This window comes from Ewingella sp. AOP8-B2-18 (assembly GCF_052376015.1).
Classification (GTDB): Bacteria; Pseudomonadota; Gammaproteobacteria; order Enterobacterales; family Enterobacteriaceae; genus Ewingella; species Ewingella allii.
In genome coordinates this window covers 300,996-318,462 of the sequence record NZ_JBQSVB010000001.1, presented here as the reverse complement: position 1 = coordinate 318,462, position 17,467 = coordinate 300,996, and the positions used below count along the sequence as shown (strand labels likewise).

15 protein-coding genes are annotated in these 17,467 nt (G+C 52.6%); 1 reads left to right on the top strand and 14 read right to left on the bottom strand.

Going from position 1 to position 17,467, the window contains the following annotated elements; translation table 11 throughout:
* Window positions 1–148: 148 nt before the first annotated feature.
* The 12 genes from ybgE to sdhC all read right to left on the bottom strand — a co-directional run bounded on the left by ybgE (window position 149) and on the right by sdhC (window position 13,757).
* Window positions 149–442 carry a cyd operon protein YbgE gene (gene ybgE / locus ACT3RR_RS01495; protein ID WP_353501369.1) on the bottom strand — a complete coding sequence of 98 codons (294 nt, stop codon included), beginning with the start codon at window positions 440–442 and terminating at the stop codon, window positions 149–151.
* On the bottom strand, window positions 442–561 hold the full coding sequence (gene cydX / locus ACT3RR_RS01490; protein WP_072009860.1) for a cytochrome bd-I oxidase subunit CydX: 120 nt from the start codon (window positions 559–561) through the stop codon (window positions 442–444). The genes ybgE and cydX overlap by 1 nt, the downstream gene beginning before the upstream one ends.
* A 27-nt stretch (window positions 562–588) precedes the next feature.
* On the bottom strand, window positions 589–1,728 hold the full coding sequence (cydB, locus tag ACT3RR_RS01485) for a cytochrome d ubiquinol oxidase subunit II (protein WP_353501368.1): 1,140 nt from the start codon (window positions 1,726–1,728) through the stop codon (window positions 589–591).
* 14 nt (window positions 1,729–1,742) lie between these two features.
* Window positions 1,743–3,311, bottom strand: coding sequence for a cytochrome ubiquinol oxidase subunit I (gene cydA, locus ACT3RR_RS01480; RefSeq protein WP_100937741.1), 1,569 nt, complete (start codon window positions 3,309–3,311; stop codon window positions 1,743–1,745).
* A gap of 692 nt (window positions 3,312–4,003) precedes the next feature.
* Entirely contained in the window at window positions 4,004–4,876 is an 873-nt protein-coding gene (sucD, locus tag ACT3RR_RS01475) for a succinate--CoA ligase subunit alpha (RefSeq protein WP_034788481.1), read from the bottom strand.
* Window positions 4,876–6,042, bottom strand: a complete 1,167-nt coding sequence (sucC, locus tag ACT3RR_RS01470) for an ADP-forming succinate--CoA ligase subunit beta (protein WP_034788478.1) — start codon at window positions 6,040–6,042, stop codon at window positions 4,876–4,878. The genes sucD and sucC overlap by 1 nt, the downstream gene beginning before the upstream one ends.
* Window positions 6,043–6,131: 89 nt before the next feature.
* The gene (gene odhB, locus ACT3RR_RS01465; RefSeq protein WP_034788475.1) at window positions 6,132–7,358 is read right to left on the bottom strand and encodes a 2-oxoglutarate dehydrogenase complex dihydrolipoyllysine-residue succinyltransferase; all 1,227 of its coding nucleotides are present in this window, start codon (window positions 7,356–7,358) and stop codon (window positions 6,132–6,134) included.
* Between the two features lie 21 nt (window positions 7,359–7,379).
* Window positions 7,380–10,187 (bottom strand): 2-oxoglutarate dehydrogenase E1 component, encoded by a 2,808-nt coding sequence (gene sucA, locus ACT3RR_RS01460; RefSeq protein WP_353501367.1) that lies wholly within the window; start codon window positions 10,185–10,187, stop codon window positions 7,380–7,382.
* Between the two features lie 333 nt (window positions 10,188–10,520).
* Window positions 10,521–11,237 carry a succinate dehydrogenase iron-sulfur subunit gene (locus ACT3RR_RS01455; RefSeq protein ID WP_034788470.1) on the bottom strand — a complete coding sequence of 239 codons (717 nt, stop codon included), beginning with the start codon at window positions 11,235–11,237 and terminating at the stop codon, window positions 10,521–10,523.
* Between the two features lie 19 nt (window positions 11,238–11,256).
* Complete coding sequence (gene sdhA / locus ACT3RR_RS01450) at window positions 11,257–13,023, bottom strand: succinate dehydrogenase flavoprotein subunit (RefSeq protein ID WP_034788466.1); 1,767 nt, start codon at window positions 13,021–13,023, stop codon at window positions 11,257–11,259.
* Between the two features lie 3 nt (window positions 13,024–13,026).
* Window positions 13,027–13,374, bottom strand: coding sequence for a succinate dehydrogenase membrane anchor subunit (gene sdhD / locus ACT3RR_RS01445; protein WP_034788463.1), 348 nt, complete (start codon window positions 13,372–13,374; stop codon window positions 13,027–13,029).
* Entirely contained in the window at window positions 13,368–13,757 is a 390-nt protein-coding gene (sdhC, locus tag ACT3RR_RS01440; RefSeq protein ID WP_034788669.1) for a succinate dehydrogenase cytochrome b556 subunit, read from the bottom strand. The genes sdhD and sdhC overlap by 7 nt, the downstream gene beginning before the upstream one ends.
* 913 nt (window positions 13,758–14,670) lie before the next feature.
* Between sdhC and ACT3RR_RS01435 the strand changes: the two genes are divergently transcribed.
* Window positions 14,671–15,957, top strand: coding sequence for a citrate synthase (locus ACT3RR_RS01435; RefSeq protein ID WP_353501366.1), 1,287 nt, complete (start codon window positions 14,671–14,673; stop codon window positions 15,955–15,957).
* Between the two features lie 57 nt (window positions 15,958–16,014).
* On the opposite strand, the gene nei is transcribed toward ACT3RR_RS01435, so the two are convergent.
* The gene (nei, locus tag ACT3RR_RS01430; RefSeq protein WP_485901553.1) at window positions 16,015–16,809 is read right to left on the bottom strand and encodes an endonuclease VIII; all 795 of its coding nucleotides are present in this window, start codon (window positions 16,807–16,809) and stop codon (window positions 16,015–16,017) included.
* The gene (pcp, locus tag ACT3RR_RS01425) at window positions 16,809–17,459 is read right to left on the bottom strand and encodes a pyroglutamyl-peptidase I (RefSeq protein ID WP_353501364.1); all 651 of its coding nucleotides are present in this window, start codon (window positions 17,457–17,459) and stop codon (window positions 16,809–16,811) included. The genes nei and pcp overlap by 1 nt, the downstream gene beginning before the upstream one ends.
* Window positions 17,460–17,467 lie beyond the last annotated feature (8 nt).

The window sequence follows — 17,467 nt, the reverse complement described above, 5'->3', positions numbered from 1 at the left end:
TACATCCCGTAATGCAATTTGACGGGCCTACTATACGCAAGAGATTTCTTGATGGGAATGGGTTGCAAGTCAGGAACGAAAATAATTATGGGCCTGAATGGCCCATAGGAAAAGTAGTGTAAATATCTATCAATATTAGATAAACAAACTAGCTAAAAAAGTAAACCAGCCCCGCCAGCAGAATAATCATCGCCGGGAGTGGTGAAAAGAACGCTTTCCATACAGAGCGATGGGGACGGAATCCAAAGCCGTGAATTAGGCCTGTGCAAACGGCCCAAATCAGAATGATCCCATGCCAGACTTCCAGCTGACTGGTGGAAGAAGCGAATTCACCCGGTTGCCAAAATACGCATCCAGCTAATACGAGCGCCATCACTAATGAAAGGGCCCGCAAGGGGCCCTTGTCAGTCACGGCATAAACTCTATCCGCGAGCGCGCTCATTATTCGCGCTCTTTCGCCGCAGCGGCTTTATTCTCTTCACTGTGCTCGAAAGCCAGTGCGGTAATAATGCCGAATGAGCACGCTAACAGAGTCCCGAGGATCCACGCAAAATACCACATAGTGTTATCTCCCGTTCAGTTGAACGATTAATACAAAGAGTGTTTGTTGTTTTCGATGTAAGTTTTGTCGAGACGACCAAACATCTTGTAATACGCCCAACTGGTGTAGATCAGAATGATCGGCACGAAGATACAGGCCACCACGGTCATCACTTTCAAGGTCAGCAATGTCGAGGTTGCATCCCACATGGTCAGGCTGGCGTCAGGGTTAGTGATCGACGGCATGACGAACGGGAACATGGTGATCCCAGCAGTCAAAATAACGCAAGCGATGGTCAGTGAGTTACTGACGAAAGCCAGTGCGCCTTTATTAATGCGTGAGAACAGGATGGTGAACAGTGGCAAGATAACGCCCAGTGCCGGAATAGCCCACAGGCTCGGCATATTGTTGAAGTTCACCAACCATGCACCAGCTTGATGTGCGACGGTTTTATGCAGTGGGTTCGATGGACCTGCGTGATCCAGCGTCGACGTCACCAGATAGCCATCAATCCCTTTCACCAGCCACACGCCCGCTAACAGGAAGCACACCATCATCACCAAGGCTGAGATCTGCGATGCCGTGCGAGTGCGTAAATGCAGCTCGCCAGTGGTACGCATTTGCAGGTAGGTCGCGCCCTGAGTGATGAGCATGGTCAGGCTCACGATACCCGCCAACAGGCCAAACGGATTCAGCAACTCGAACAGGCTGCCGGTGTAGAACAGGCGCAAGTCATTGTCGATGTGGAATGGCACGCCCAACAGCAGGTTGCCGAACGCCACGCCGAACACCAATGCAGGCACGAAGCTACCGATGAAGATGCCCCAGTCCCACATGCCACGCCAGCGCGCGTTTTCCAGCTTCGAACGGTAGTCGAAACCTAATGGGCGGAAGAACAAGGCGCAGAGCACCAGGATCATCGCGCCATAGAAGCCGGAGAAGGCGGCGGCATAGACCATTGGCCATGCGGCGAACAGCGCACCGCCCGCCGTGATCAGCCAGACTTGGTTGCCGTCCCAGTGCGGAGCAATGGAGTTGATCATCACGCGGCGGTCAGTGTCGGTTTTGCCAATGATGCGCAGCAAGATGCCCACGCCCATGTCGAAACCGTCGGTCACGGCGAAGCCAATGAACAGCACGCCGATCAATGCCCACCAGATGAATCGTAATACTTCATAATCAAACATAGCTAGACTCCCTATTACCGAGCTTGTTCAAGCGGTGCTGAAGGTTGTTCAAAGTGGTAGCGGCCAGTTTTCAGGCTGCTTGGCCCCAGACGGGCGAATTTGAACATCAGGAACATCTCAGCGATAAGGAACAAGGTGTACAGACCGCAAATCAGCCCCATCGACATCAACACGTCAGCGCGAGTCAGGGAAGAGTTAGCGATAGCCGTCGGTAAGACTTCACCGATAGCCCAAGGCTGGCGGCCATATTCGGCAACAAACCACCCTGCTTCGACGGCGATCCACGGCAGCGGTAAGCCCCACAGCGCCGCGCGGTGCAGCCAACGCTTCTGACCAATCTTGCCGCGAAGTACCATGAAGAACGACAGACCGATGATGGCCAGCATCAGGAAGCCACAGGCCACCATGATACGGAATGCGAAGTACAGCGGCAGAACGCGAGGAATGGAATCTTTGGTCGCCTGCTGGATTTGTGCTTCGGTGGCATCCGCCACGTTCGGCGTATAGCGTTTTAGCAGCATGCCGTAGCCGAGATCCTGCTTAGTTCTCTCGAAGTCGCTACGCACGGTTGGGTCGGTATTGCCTGAGCGCAACTCTTCCAGCAGCGTGTACGCCTTCATCCCGTTACGAATGCGCACTTCATGCTGCGCCATCAGGTCTTTCAGACCCGTCACTGGCGTATCGACGGAGCGCGTGGCAATCAGGCCGAGCAGGTAAGGAATTTGGATGGAGTATTCGTTTTCCATCTTGTCCTGATTTGGCAAGCCAATCAGCGTGAAGTTGGCCGGTGCAGGTTGGGTGTCCCACTCTGCTTCGATAGCCGCCAGCTTGGTTTTCTGCACGTCACCCATTTCGTAACCGGATTCATCACCCAGCACGATAACGGAGAGCGTGGCAGCCAGACCGAAGCTTGCTGCGATCGCGAATGAACGCTTAGCGAAGCCTACGTCACGACCTTTCAACAGGTAGTAAGAGCTGATAGCCAGAATGAACATCGCACCTGTGACATAACCTGCCGCCACGGTGTGAACGAATTTAACCTGTGCAACCGGGTTTAAGACCAGCTCGGAGAAGCTGACCATTTCCATACGCATGGTTTCGTAGTTGAAGTCCGAGGCAATCGGGTTTTGCATCCAGCCGTTGGCAACCAGGATCCAGAGTGCGGATAAGTTTGAGCCGAGCGCGACAAACCAGGTTACCGTCATGTGCTGGACTTTCGATAAACGGTCCCAGCCGAAGAAGAATAACCCGACTAACGTGGATTCAAGGAAGAACGCCATTAAACCTTCGATGGCCAGCGGGGCCCCAAAGATATCACCGACGTAATGTGAGAAATATGACCAGTTGGTTCCGAACTGGAATTCCATGGTCAAACCCGTGGCCACACCCAGAGCAAAGTTAACTGCAAATAACTTGCCCCAGAATTTGGTCATATCTTTATAGATTTGTTTGCCGGAAAGTACATATACCGTTTCCATAATTGCCAGTAAAAACGCCATACCTAGCGTTAATGGGACAAATAAGAAATGGTACATGGCAGTTAAAGCAAACTGTAAACGCGACAGTTCAACGATATCAAACATCTTGACCCCTTGCTCCTCGGAGGAAGACTCCAACTTGCGACTCTCTGACGAACCGATTGCCGGAACGCCTCATGACTTCCAATTTCAAAACCTGCCAAACAAGTAAAACTGTCAAATACGCCACTGATAACTGTAGCGTTTGACGCCCAATCTCACCGCATGCGTAGGCAAAAACTCTGCAAAAAAGGCCGCAGCGCTAAGGGATGTGAAGATTGGAAAAGTTAGCAACCTAGATCTGTTCTTGGGTACTGATGCTACAGGTTGACAATGTTACGCCACTAATCCCACACAATAAATAGGTTTTTGCGTGAGCTAAATCGTATTTCCATTTACAGGTCAATTAATGGCTGAAACATCAGGATCCCCTGATATTGATCTGCAACAATTTAAGCCTATCTGGCTATTTATTTCTATATTGTTCTTAGGCTTTCTACAAAAAATCTTAGACATTGTTAATTATTGGTTTCATTCGGTTTTATTGAAAGCCAATGGGTTAATTATTTGTGAATTTATGGTGAAACAAATATCATTTCCGCCACATTATAAATTCAATTACACCTATTTATTTTCGAATTAACCCAACCCTTAATTGTTAAAAATAATCATCTAAATGGATAATTGTTAAATATTATAGCAGCAATAAAAAAGGCCACTCGAAAGTGGCCTTAATTTAAATAATAACGCGAAGTTATTTAGTTTGGCAGAACCGCTTTTACTGCGTCGCCGATGTCAGCCAGGCTGCGAACAGTCTTCACGCCAGCGGCTTCCAATGCAGCAAATTTATCGTCAGCAGTACCTTTACCACCGGCAATGATGGCGCCTGCGTGGCCCATGCGTTTGCCTTTAGGTGCCGTCACGCCCGCGATGTAGCCCACAACAGGCTTGGTCACGTGATCTTTGATGTAAGCAGCTGCTTCTTCTTCTGCGTTACCACCGATCTCACCGATCATGACGATAACTTCAGTCTGTGGATCTTCCTGGAACAGTTTCAGGATATCGATGAAGTTAGAGCCAGGGATCGGGTCACCGCCGATACCCACGCAGCTTGACTGGCCGTAGCCGTTGTCAGTGGTCTGCTTAACGGCTTCATAAGTCAGGGTACCAGAGCGGGAAACGATACCCACTTTGCCCGGCTTGTGAATGTGGCCCGGCATGATGCCGATTTTGCATTCGCCCGGTGTGATAACGCCCGGACAGTTTGGCCCGATCATCACTACGTCAGTTTGCTCAAGCTTAGCTTTCACAATCAGCATATCCAGCGTTGGGATGCCTTCAGTGATACAGATGATAAGCTTGATGCCTGCATCAATAGCTTCCAGGATGGAATCTTTGCAGAACGGAGCCGGAACGTAGATCACAGAAGCCGTAGCGCCTGTAGATTCCACGGCTTCGCGCACGGTGTTGAACACTGGCAGACCCAGATGCTCGGTGCCGCCTTTGCCTGGCGTTACGCCGCCAACCATTTTGGTGCCGTAAGCAACCGCTTGTTCAGAGTGGAAAGTACCCTGGCTGCCGGTGAAACCTTGGCAGATAACTTTGGTGTTCTTGTTGATTAAAATCGACATTATTTCCCCTCCACTGCCGCGACGACTTGTTGAGCCGCATTGGTCAGGCTGGTCGCTGCAATGATGTTCAAACCGCTGTCCGCCAATTTCTTAGCGCCCAGCTCGGCATTGTTACCTTCAAGACGTACCACGACTGGCACGTTGACGCCCACTTCTGCGACTGCGCCGATGATACCGTCGGCAATCAGGTCACAGCGCACGATGCCGCCGAAGATATTAACGAATACCGCTTTAACTTTCTCATCGGACAAGATGATTTTGAACGCTTCAGTTACGCGCTCTTTGGTTGCGCCGCCGCCTACGTCGAGGAAGTTAGCTGGCTCGCCGCCGTGCAGTTTAACGATGTCCATAGTCCCCATCGCCAGACCCGCGCCGTTAACCATGCAACCGATGTTGCCGTCGAGAGCAACGTAGTTCAGTTCCCACTGAGCAGCCTGAGATTCACGGGCATCTTCTTGGCTGTGGTCGCGCATTTCGCGCAATTCTGGCTGACGGAACAGGGCGTTGCCGTCTGCGCCCAGCTTGCCGTCGAGGCAGATCAGGTCACCAGCAGTGGTCACAACCAGTGGGTTGATTTCGATCAGCGCCAGGTCGCGCTCAAGGAAGATAGTCGCCAGACCCATGAAGATCTTAGTGAACTGCTGAACTTGCTTACCGGTCAGACCCAGTTTGAACGCCAGTTCACGGCCTTGGTAAGGCTGTGGACCTGCCAGTGGATCCAGAGCAACTTTGTGGATCAAGTGTGGCGTTTCTTCTGCCACTTTCTCGATTTCCACGCCGCCTTCGGTAGAAGCCATGAACACCACGCGACGGGAGCTACGGTCTACTACTGCGCCGAGATACAGCTCTTTGTCGATATCAGTCGCTGCTTCAACCAGAATCTGGTTTACCGGCTGACCCTGTGCGTCTGTCTGGTAAGTAACCAGGCGTTTGCCCAGCCAGTTTTCAGCAAAAGCGCGGATCTCTTCTTTGCTTTTAACCACTTTCACGCCGCCCGCTTTACCGCGGCCGCCAGCGTGAACCTGGCATTTAACTACCCACGGGCCAGCACCGATTTTTGATGCTGCTTCTTCCGCTTCGCGCGGAGTGGAACAGGCGAAGCCTGATGGTGCTGGCAGGCCGTAGCGTAGGAACAGCTGTTTCGCCTGATACTCGTGTAAATTCATGATGTTCTATCCATTCAGTAGTAAGGCATCTCTATGGCACGGCGCACCGCGCCATAGACTTTTCGATCTCTTTTCTTGACCCGCTTGGACTAGACGTCCAGCAGCAGACGAGCCGGATCTTCCAGCATTTCTTTGATGGTCACCAGGAAGCCTACTGACTCACGGCCGTCAACTAGACGGTGGTCATAGGACAGCGCCAGATACATCATTGGCTGAATAACAACCTGACCATTCACCGCCATTGGGCGATCTTTAATGGCGTGCATGCCAAGGATCGCGCTCTGCGGTGGGTTGATGATTGGTGTAGACATCAGCGAGCCGAATACGCCGCCGTTGGTCACTGTGAAGTTCCCGCCGGTCAGTTCTTCTACTTTCAGCTTACCGTCGCGACCTTTGATGGCCAGCTCTTTGATTTGCTTCTCGATGTCAGCCATACCCAGCGTGTCAACGTCGCGCAGCACTGGCGTTACCAGACCGCGTGGAGTTGAAACGGCAATGCTCACGTCGAAGTAGTTGTGGTAAACCACATCATCGCCATCGATAGAAGCGTTAACTTCTGGGAAGCGTTTCAGTGCTTCAACCACGGCTTTCAGGTAGAAGGACATGAAGCCCAGACGCACGCCGTGACGTTTCTCGAACGCTTCGCCGTACTGCTTACGCATGTCCATGATTGGCTTCATGTTGATTTCGTTGAACGTCGTCAACATGGCGGTGCTGTTTTTCGCTTCCAGCAGACGCTCGGCAACGCGTTTGCGCAGACGAGTCATAGGAACGCGTTTTTCGCTACGCGCGCCGATCGCCGGAGCAGCCGCAGTTTCAGCTTTCGCCGGCGCCGCGTCAGACTTAGCGTCTTTGCCAGACTTAGCCAAGTGCGCTTCGATATCTTCGCGAGTCAGACGACCACCCACACCGCTGCCTTTGATAGCGCTGGCGTCAAGGGAGTGCTCAGCAATCAGGCGGCGGATAGCCGGGCTGAGTGCATCGCTGCTTTCGTCATCCAGTGCCGCAGTGTGGCGCTGTGAAGGCGTCGATTCTTTATCAGACGCTTTCTCCTGGCTTGGTTTGCCGGTGCTGTTGCCCGGACGCAGGCGCGCCAGAATCTGTTTAGAAACGACGGTTGCACCTTCGTCTTCGAGGATGCTGTCCAGAATACCGGCTTCACTTGCCGGGACTTCCAGAACCACTTTGTCAGTTTCGATTTCAACCAGAACTTCATCACGTTCTACACTGTCGCCCGGCTTTTTGTGCCAGGTGGCAACCGTGGCGTCTGCTACGGATTCAGGGAGGTCAGGGACCAAAATATCTACGCTACTCATTCTCAATCCTTCTAAAATTCGTTAATTAACGTTTAACGCGTCATTGACCAGATCTTGCTGCTGCTTCTGGTGAACGGACATATAGCCAACTGCCGGAGAGGCAGACGCCGGACGTCCTGCGTAACGTAAAGAAGCCCCGAAAGGAATCACTTCACGGAAATTGTGTTGGCTGCAGTACCAGGCACCCTGGTTCAGCGGCTCTTCCTGACACCAAACGAAATCATGAACGTGTGAGAATTTCTCAAGCACTTCCTGAATTGCTTTGTGCGGGAATGGATACAGCTGCTCGATACGAACGATGGCGACATCAGTTTGCTCGTTCTTACGACGTTGCTCCAACAGGTCATAGTAGACCTTACCGGAACACATCACGACGCGCTTAACTTGCTTCGGATCCAGCTCGTCAATCTCACCGATTGCCGGCAGGAAGCTACCGTTTGCCAGCTCATCCATGGTCGAAACGGCCAGAGGATGACGCAGCAGAGATTTAGGCGACATCACCACCAGCGGACGGCGCATACCGCGCAGCGCCTGACGGCGGATCATGTGGTAAACCTGCGCCGGGGTCGACGGGATACAAACCTGCATGTTCTGCTCAGCGCAGAGTTGCAGATAACGCTCCAGACGAGCGGATGAGTGCTCTGGACCCTGCCCTTCGTAGCCGTGTGGCAGCAGCATCACCAGACCACACATGCGGCCCCACTTCTGCTCACCGGAACTGATGAACTGGTCGATAACCACCTGAGCACCGTTGGCGAAGTCACCGAACTGCGCTTCCCAGATAGTCAGGGTGCGCGGCTCAGCCGTGGCGTAGCCATATTCGAATGCCAGAACCGCTTCTTCAGACAGCACGGAGTCCCAGACGTTGAACTCGCCCTGGCTGTTATGAATGTTAGACAGCGGCACGTAGACAGAACCGTTTTTCTGGTTGTGAACGACGGCATGGCGGTGGAAGAAGGTGCCACGGCCGGTATCTTCACCGGAAATACGGATAGGAATACCTTCGTCGACCAATGTTGCGTAAGCCAGGTTCTCGGCGCCGCCCCAGTCAAACTTCTTGTTGCCTTCGGCCATTTCAATACGGTCGGCGTAGATTTTCGCCACGCGAGCCTGCATTTCAATCGCTTCTGGCACATGGCTGACGCGGCGAGCAAGTTCTTGCAGACGCTTAGGATCAACCTTGCTCGGGTACTCTTCATCCCACTCGTGGTTCAGGTACGGAGACCAGGTGAAAGTGTGCATGTCATTTTGACGCCACTCTTCAACCACGCAGTCGCCCGCGTCCAGCGCGTCACGGTAGAGATTAACCATTTCGGTCGCATCTTCCGCACTGGCGACATTCTGCTCAGCCAGAATATCGGCATACAGTTTGCGCGGCGTAGGATGTTTTTTGATTTTCTGGTACATCAGCGGCTGAGTTGCACTTGGCTCATCGGCTTCGTTGTGGCCATGACGGCGATAACAAACGAGGTCGATCATCACATCACGTTTAAAGGTGTTGCGGAAATCCAGTGCCAAACGCGTCACAAAAGCCACGGCTTCCGGGTCATCTGCGTTGACGTGGAAAATAGGTGCCTGCACCATTTTCGCGATGTCAGTACAGTAATCCGTAGAACGCGCGTCTTTCGGGTTAGAGGTGGTGAAACCAACTTGGTTGTTGATAACGATACGCACGGTACCGCCCACTTCATAACCGCGAGCCAGTGACATGTTCAGGGTTTCCTGAACGACGCCTTGGCCGGTGATAGCAGCGTCACCGTGAATGGTGATTGGCAGAACCATGTTACTGCGCGCTTCGTCCAGACGGTCACGACGGGCTCGAACAGAACCAATAACCACCGGGCTAACGATTTCCAGGTGCGACGGGTTAAACGCCAGCGCCAGGTGAACCATGCCGCCTTCGGTTTCCACGTCGGAGGAGAAGCCCATGTGGTACTTAACGTCACCGGTGCCCAGATGTTCTTTATGCTTACCAGCAAACTCGTCGAACAGATCCTGAGGTTTTTTACCCAGCACGTTGATCAGCACGTTCAAACGACCGCGGTGTGCCATACCCAGCACCACTTCACGCGTACCGTTTTTACCGGCGTGACGAATCATCTCTTTCAGCATCGGCACCAGCGCGTCGCCACCTTCCAGCGAGAAGCGTTTTGCTCCCGGGAATTTAGCGCCGAGGTAACGTTCCAGACCTTCAGCAGAGGTCAGCTCTTTCAGGAAGGTTTTCTTCTCTGAATCGCTGAAGTTAGCGCGCCCTACCACAGATTCGATACGCTGTTGGATCCAGCGTTTCTCTTCAGTGTTAGTGATGTGCATGTACTCAGCGCCGATAGAGCCGCAATAGGTTTGCTTCAGTGCTTTGTACAGCTCGCCGAGCTGCATGGTTTCTTTACCAATGGCAAAAGAACCTACATTGAAGGTTTCCTGGAAATCAGCTTCAGTCAGATTGTGGAAAGCCGGATCCAAATCAGGCACGTCGTCAAGTTTCCACAAGCCGAGAGGATCAAGATTTGCATTCTGGTGGCCGCGGAAGCGGAAGGCGTTAATCAGCTGCAACACTTTAACTTGCTTGGCATCCGTTTCCGGATCGCTGATAGCGGAGTTATAGCGAGAAGCGTCTTTTGCCAGACGTCGGAAATAATCGCGTGTTTGAGAATGGAGTTGCTCTGGTTTGACACCCACTGTCGGAAGCTGTTTAAAAATTGAACGCCAGCTATCGTCAACGGAACCAGGATCGGTTAAGTAGTCTTCATAGAGTTGTTCTATGTAAGACTGGTTTGCACCCGCCAGATAGGAGGAATCCAGCCAGGCCTTCATTGCGCCGTTCTGCATCGTGATCCCTTAAGCATTGAAGCTTTAGTTTTCGCCGTGGTTAATAATATTGACCGTGATACACCGTGGTAAGACGGTTTTCCATACATATTCAGTTCATTGGTCTGGAGCCTGCGGCTCTGTCAAGGAACCTCCAAAAATCAACTTGCTGCCTCGTGTTACATGTTGGCTTTTGGCGCTACCCTGCGTTATCCGACCTTATTATTTTCTCCTGTTCTTATACTACTCCAATCGGGGGCAACTTTGTTGCACCTTGTTGCGAATATGTTACCAATAACTCACTTAATGTTAGCGGGAACCTGAGTTCCCGCTATTGAACATCATCTTACTGACTCAGGCACCGCGCTGAAGCAGCATCGATTTGATGTGACCGATAGCCTTGGTAGGGTTAAGGCCTTTAGGACACACGCTGACACAGTTCATGATGCTGTGGCACCGGAATACACTGAAAGCGTCGTCCAGATTATCCAGACGAGATTGCGTTTCTGTGTCACGGCTGTCGATCAGGAAGCGATAAGCCGCCAGCAAACCGGCCGGACCAACGAATTTGTCCGGGTTCCACCAGAACGACGGGCAAGAAGTCGAACAGCAGGCGCAGAGAATACATTCGTACAATCCGTCCAGCTTTTCGCGCTCTTCCGGCATCTGCAAGTGCTCGCGCGCCGGGGGATTCTTCCCATCATTCAACAGGTAAGGTTTGATTTTCTCATACTGCTTATAGAACTGCCCCATGTCCACAACCAAGTCACGCACCACTGGCAGACCCGGCAGAGGACGGATAACAATCTTCTTACTGCCTTTCTGTAAAGCCGAAACTGGCGTGATACAAGCCAGACCGTTTTTACCGTTCATGTTGATGCCGTCTGAGCCACACACGCCCTCACGGCAGGAGCGACGGAAAGAGAGGGTTGGATCCTGCTCTTTCAGCTGGATTAACGCGTCCAGCACCATCATGTCGCGCCCTTCTTCCGCTTCCAGTACGTAATCTTTCATGTACGGCGCGTCGTCAACATCTGGGTTATAGCGATAAATCGAAAATTCGAGTTTCATAATCTGTCTCCGCAACGCCCTAGTAAGTACGCGCTTTCGGCGGGAACGCCGCGCGAAGCTTAGGCTGCATGTTCACCTCACGGCGAGTCATGCTCTCAGTTTCCGGTTGATAAAGCGTGTGGCAGAGCCAGTTAGCATCATCACGATCTGGGAAGTCGAAGCGGCTGTGCGCGCCACGGCTTTCAGTACGGTAGTTCGCAGAAACGGCGGTGGAGAATGCGGTTTCCATCAGGTTATCCAGCTCCAGACATTCAACGCGCTGGGTGTTGAATTCTGTTGAAGTGTCATCCAGACGGGCATTTTTCAGACGCTCACGGATCTCTTTCAGCTCTTGCAGACCTTTCGCCATCGCATCGCCTTCGCGGAATACCGAGAAGTTGTGCTGCATACAGGATTGCAGGTCTTTACGAATCGCCACCGGATCTTCACCGGAACGGGTGTTGTTCCAACGGTTCAGACGCTCAAGGGCGTGGTCGATATCATCTTGCGATGCATCGCGGCTGTCGCCCTGCTCGTTGATGGATTCTTGCAGATGCAGACCCGCCGCGCGGCCGAAGACCACCAGGTCGAGCAGTGAGTTCCCCCCGAGACGGTTAGCACCGTGAACGGATACGCAGGCAATTTCGCCTACTGCGAACAGACCTGGGATCACCACGTCTTCGCCTTTCTCATTCACGCGCAGCGCCTGACCGGTCACCTTGGTCGGAATGCCGCCCATCATGTAGTGACAGGTTGGGATAACCGGGATTGGCTCTTTGACTGGGTCAACGTGAGCAAAGGTACGAGACAGCTCAAGGATGCCCGGCAGGCGTGATTCCAGAACGTCTTTGCCCAAGTGGTCAAGTTTCAGCTTGGCGTGTGGGCCCCAAGGACCGTCACAGCCACGGCCTTCGCGGATTTCGATCATGATGGAACGCGCCACCACGTCACGACCCGCCAGGTCTTTAGCATTAGGTGCGTAACGCTCCATGAAGCGCTCGCCGTCTTTGTTCAGCAGGTAACCACCTTCACCACGGCAACCTTCGGTCACCAGCACGCCCGCGCCCGCAATACCCGTCGGGTGGAACTGCCACATTTCCATATCCTGCACCGGAACGCCTGCACGCAATGCCATACCTACGCCGTCACCGGTGTTGATATGTGCGTTAGTGGTGGATTGGTAAATACGGCCTGCACCGCCGGTCGCCAGCACGGTAGCTTTCGCTTTGAAGTAAACCACTTCGCCGGTTTCGATACAGATTGCAGTACAACCGACTACCGCGCCGTCTTGGTTTTTCACTAAATCCAGTGAATACCATTCGGAGAAGATAGTGGTGCCGTTTTTCAGGTTCTGCTGATAAAGGGTGTGCAACAGGGCGTGACCTGTACGGTCAGCCGCTGCCGCAGTACGTGCCGCCTGCTCGCCGCCGAAGTTCTTCGACTGGCCACCAAACGGACGCTGATAAATTCGGCCGTCGTCAAGACGGGAGAAAGGCAGACCCATATGTTCCAGCTCAAGAATCGCTTCCGGGCCGGTTTTACACATATATTCAATCGCGTCCTGGTCACCGATGTAGTCGGAGCCTTTCACGGTATCGTACATATGCCATTCCCAGTCATCCTCATGGGTGTTACCGAGGGCTACGGTGATACCGCCCTGCGCTGACACCGTATGGGAGCGGGTTGGGAATACTTTAGAAATCAGGGCGCAAGTTTGGCCCGTTTGTGAAATCTGTAATGCGGCACGCATACCGGCGCCACCTGCACCGATAACGACAGCATCAAACTCTCTGACTGGCAGACTCATTGACTACGCTCCCCAAACAACAATTGTTCCATAAAGTAGATAAACCACTAACGTCACGACGATAGCCAGTTGCAGCACCAGTCGCACAGCCAGAGGCTTGACGTAGTCCGTTAACACCTGCCACATGCCAATCCACGCGTGGATCAGAATCGAAAGCAGCGTCAGCAGGGTAAATACTTTGGTAATGGAGGAAGCAAAGAAGCCTTGCCAGACATCAAAAGTAATGTCCTGAGCCATCACAACGAAGCCCAGAATATAAAGGATATACAGCGTGATAACGATCGCCGATGCGCGCAGCAGCAGCCAGTCGTGGACACCATTGCGTCCTAATGCCGAAACATTGTTTACCATACGAAGACTCCAGCCAGAATTGACAGCACGACGGTAAGGCCGATCACCACTTGGGCTGAACGGGTACCGACAGCTAAACTCTCTTCGATATAGCCGAAATCCATCAGCAAGTGACGAATGCCACCGCAGACGTGATAGGCCAGTGCGGTGAGTATTCCCCAGAAGATGAATTTCACAATGAAGCCATTCATGATTTCAGCTGCGTGTGCAAACCCTTCAGGCGAAGAGAGTGACATGCCGAGCAGCCAGAGGAGGATACCGACAGCGACGAAGGTAATGACGCCGGAGACACGGTGTAAGATGGACGCTATTGCAGTTACGGGAAACCGGATCGTTTGCAGATCCAGATTGACAGGTCTTTGTTTTTTCACGGTTTTGCCCACACACCTCATAGAACCTTTTCGTGATCGCGGCAATCGCGTTGATGACGAAGGTCTTATTATTTTCCTTCCTCCGGCCTTGGCGGTGTTCAGACAACTCATCCTCTTCTTGAGTGATGCCGCAGATGCGTTGGCTGCACTCGTTCACCCGAATCACTTACCAACGTAAGCTCATCGTGTTCACTCAATTGCCGCCTTCCTGCAACTTCACTCACTTCGAGCATGAATGAGCGATATGCTCTTCAGGTCGTACGCTCAAACAACGACATCCATTGTAATCAAGACGCGTAGACTGAATTCATGTTTCAAAGGCTTTTAAATCACTGCTAACAGGCGAAAAATCAGCCACCAAGGCAGAAATTTGAAAGACAAAGAAGATGTGCTGGGTGCTCCTACTTCGGGTTACCCGGAGACCTGGCGCAAAGTATAGGTTGATCACATTCCTATTACAATTCCCCTACAAACGCTTTGGTCACATTTCTGCGAAACAGTGATTAGGCTCCCATTTTTCACAATCCAAACAAAATAAATTATGTAGTTTGACATTGGATCAACATTTCCATTACATATTAGCCATTCGCTCACATCCGTGATGACTACGACAGACACATCCACCCTTCCCTGTTACGCCAAGTTATGCAAAAGTGGGGATTGTGTTATATCCATAACCTTGTCGTAAGTACTGATCCACCGAAAGCTGAGTAACAGAATTGTAAGATCTATCGAATCTTTAACAACGATGAAGTGTCGCCTGTCCGTCAAATCGTGATCCAAGGTCACAGCCGATTGGCTCTACGTTCCCTTTCTAAAATCGATCGCAGAGTCCGCCGAAATAATAATGACGGGGATTGAGGTGATATTTTAGGCTGTTCAGTTGTTGACGATTTTTAAAATAAAGGCGCTAAGGAGACTGTAAATGGCTGATAAGAAAGCGACACTTACCCTACAAGGTCAAGACCCAATTGAACTCGACGTGCTATCCGGCACCTTGGGTCAGGACGAAATTGACATTCGTACCCTCGGCTCCAAAGGCTTGTTCACCTTTGACCCCGGCTTTACCTCTACCGCATCTTGCGAATCCAAAATTACTTACATCGACGGTGACGAAGGCGTTCTGTTACACCGCGGTTTCCCGATTGATCAGTTGGCGAAAGAGTCAACCTTCCTGGAAGTGAGCTATTTGCTGCTGTACGGCGAAGCGCCAACTCAGGCTCAATACGAAGATTTCAAAAAAATCGTTGAACGCCACACCATGGTTCACGAGCAGATCACTCGCCTGTTCCACGGCTTCCGCCGTGACTCGCACCCAATGGCCGTGCTGTGCGGCGTGACCGGTGCTCTGGCGGCGTTCTACCACGACTCTATCGACGTGGAAAACGAGCGTCACCGCGAAATCGCTGCTTACCGTCTGCTGTCCAAAATGCCGACCGTTGCCGCCATGTGTTACAAGTATTCCATTGGCCAACCGTTCGTTTATCCGCGCAATGACCTCTCCTACGCTGGCAACTTCCTGCACATGATGTTCGCAACCCCTTGCGAAGAGTATGTGGTGAACCCAGTGCTGGAACGCGCAATGGACCGAATTCTTATCCTGCACGCTGACCACGAACAGAACGCATCAACCTCTACCGTGCGTACCGCAGGCTCTTCTGGCGCTAACCCATTTGCCTGTATCGCGGCGGGTATCGCATCTCTTTGGGGACCGGCTCACGGCGGCGCCAACGAAGCTGCATTGAAAATGCTTGAAGAGATCAGCAGCGTCGATCACATCCCAGAATTCATCAAACGTGCGAAAGACAAAAACGATTCGTTCCGTCTGATGGGCTTCGGTCACCGTGTTTACAAAAACTATGACCCTCGTGCCACCGTAATGCGTGACACTTGCCACGAAGTGCTGAAAGAGCTGGATCTGAAAGACAACCTGCTGGAAGTGGCGATGGAGCTTGAGCACATCGCGCTGAACGACCCGTACTTCATCGAGAAGAAACTCTACCCGAACGTAGACTTCTACTCAGGCATCATCTTGAAAGCCATGGGTATTCCTTCTTCCATGTTTACCGTTATCTTCGCGATGGCGCGTACCGTGGGTTGGATTGCACACTGGAACGAAATGCACCAGGACGGCATCAAAATCGCTCGTCCACGTCAGCTGTACACCGGCTATGACAAACGTGATTTCAGCTCTCAGGTGAAAAAGAAATAAGTCTGTCAGCAGACGAGAAAAAGGCACTCATTGAGTGCCTTTTTTATTGCTCAAAACCTAGTGCTGACAGCCGGGACAGTGGAAAAAGGGCCGGGTAGACACCGAGGTTTTGACGATGGTTTCGCCACAGCGCTTACAGGCCTTGCCTGCCCGACCAAATACCCGAAAGCTGAACAGCGCGCCGTGGTGTTTGTTCTCCTGCACCTGCCCGCGCGTAGCATAAGACAAGCGTGCAATGGACAGACAGGCGTCAGCCAAGTCATCTAGCTGCTGTTCATTCAAGTCTTTGGGTTTATGCGTGGGAAGCAGCTTGGCCTGCCAGAGAATTTCCGCCCGCAAATAGTTGCCTAGCCCAGCCAAGAATGCCTGATCGAGCAGCATGCCGCCCAGCTGACGATTGCGGAATTTGGCAGAGAGTAGCCGCTCGCGCACTTGCTCCACGGTCAGCGTCTCATCCAGCACGTCGGGGCCAATACGCTGCAAGAACGGATGATTTTCTATCTCATCGCTCGACCACATCTCAATCTCAGACGCGCTGTAGAGCAGAATGGTACCGTCGGTGCTTTGCAGCTTCACCCGCAGCGAACGCTTGCTCTCCTTCGGCTGCTGCCCCGCCTCAACCACCCGCCAGACGCCGTACAGCTGATTATGGCTGTAGAGGGTTAAGCCATTGGAGAAATGCGTCAGCAGCGCCTTACCGCGCGTTTCAATCGCCGTAATCTGCGTGCCAATCAGCGCCGACTGGTAGGGCTGTAACTCGGGAAAGGCAAACCAGACGTCGGTCAGCGGTTTATTGACCACCGCGCGCACTAACTGGTCAGCGGCGCGGCGAATTTCAGGACCTTCAGGCATCAGTGCGTCGCGCCTCCCGCCACCCTCAAATCTTCCTCAGTATGCAGGGCAATAGCGATGGTCAGCTCGAGCGCTTCAAGCACGGTTTTCACCGACATACTCGGCTGGCCGGGATGTTTTGCCGCTTGTTCGGGCAAATATGGGATATGAATAAAGCCGCCCTTCACCACCTTGCAGCCCGGCTGCGCCAGACGATGCAGCAGGCCGTACATGATGTGGTTACAGACGTAAGTGCCCGCCGTCTGCGACACCGAGGCCGGAATGCCCGCCTCGCGCAACCCGCTGACAATCGCCTTGATTGGCAGCAGTGAGAAGTAGGCCGCCGGGCCGTCGGCGACGATAGGCAGGTCAACCGGCTGGTTGCCGTCATTGTCGGGAATTCTTGCATCATCGACGTTGATAGCCACACGTTCGACGCTAAAGTCAGCCCGACCGCCCGCCTGCCCCACCGCGATCACCATCGCCGGATCCACTTCATCAATCGCGGCATTCAGCGCGTCAATGGCTTTGCCGAACACGCAAGGCAGTTGGCGAATCACAATGCGCGCGCCGGAGATCTCCAGATCTTCTAACTTCTTCACCACTTCCCACGAAGGATTAAGGCGCTCCCCGTCAAAGGGCTCAAAACCGGTTACCAGAACTTTACGCATAAGAGATC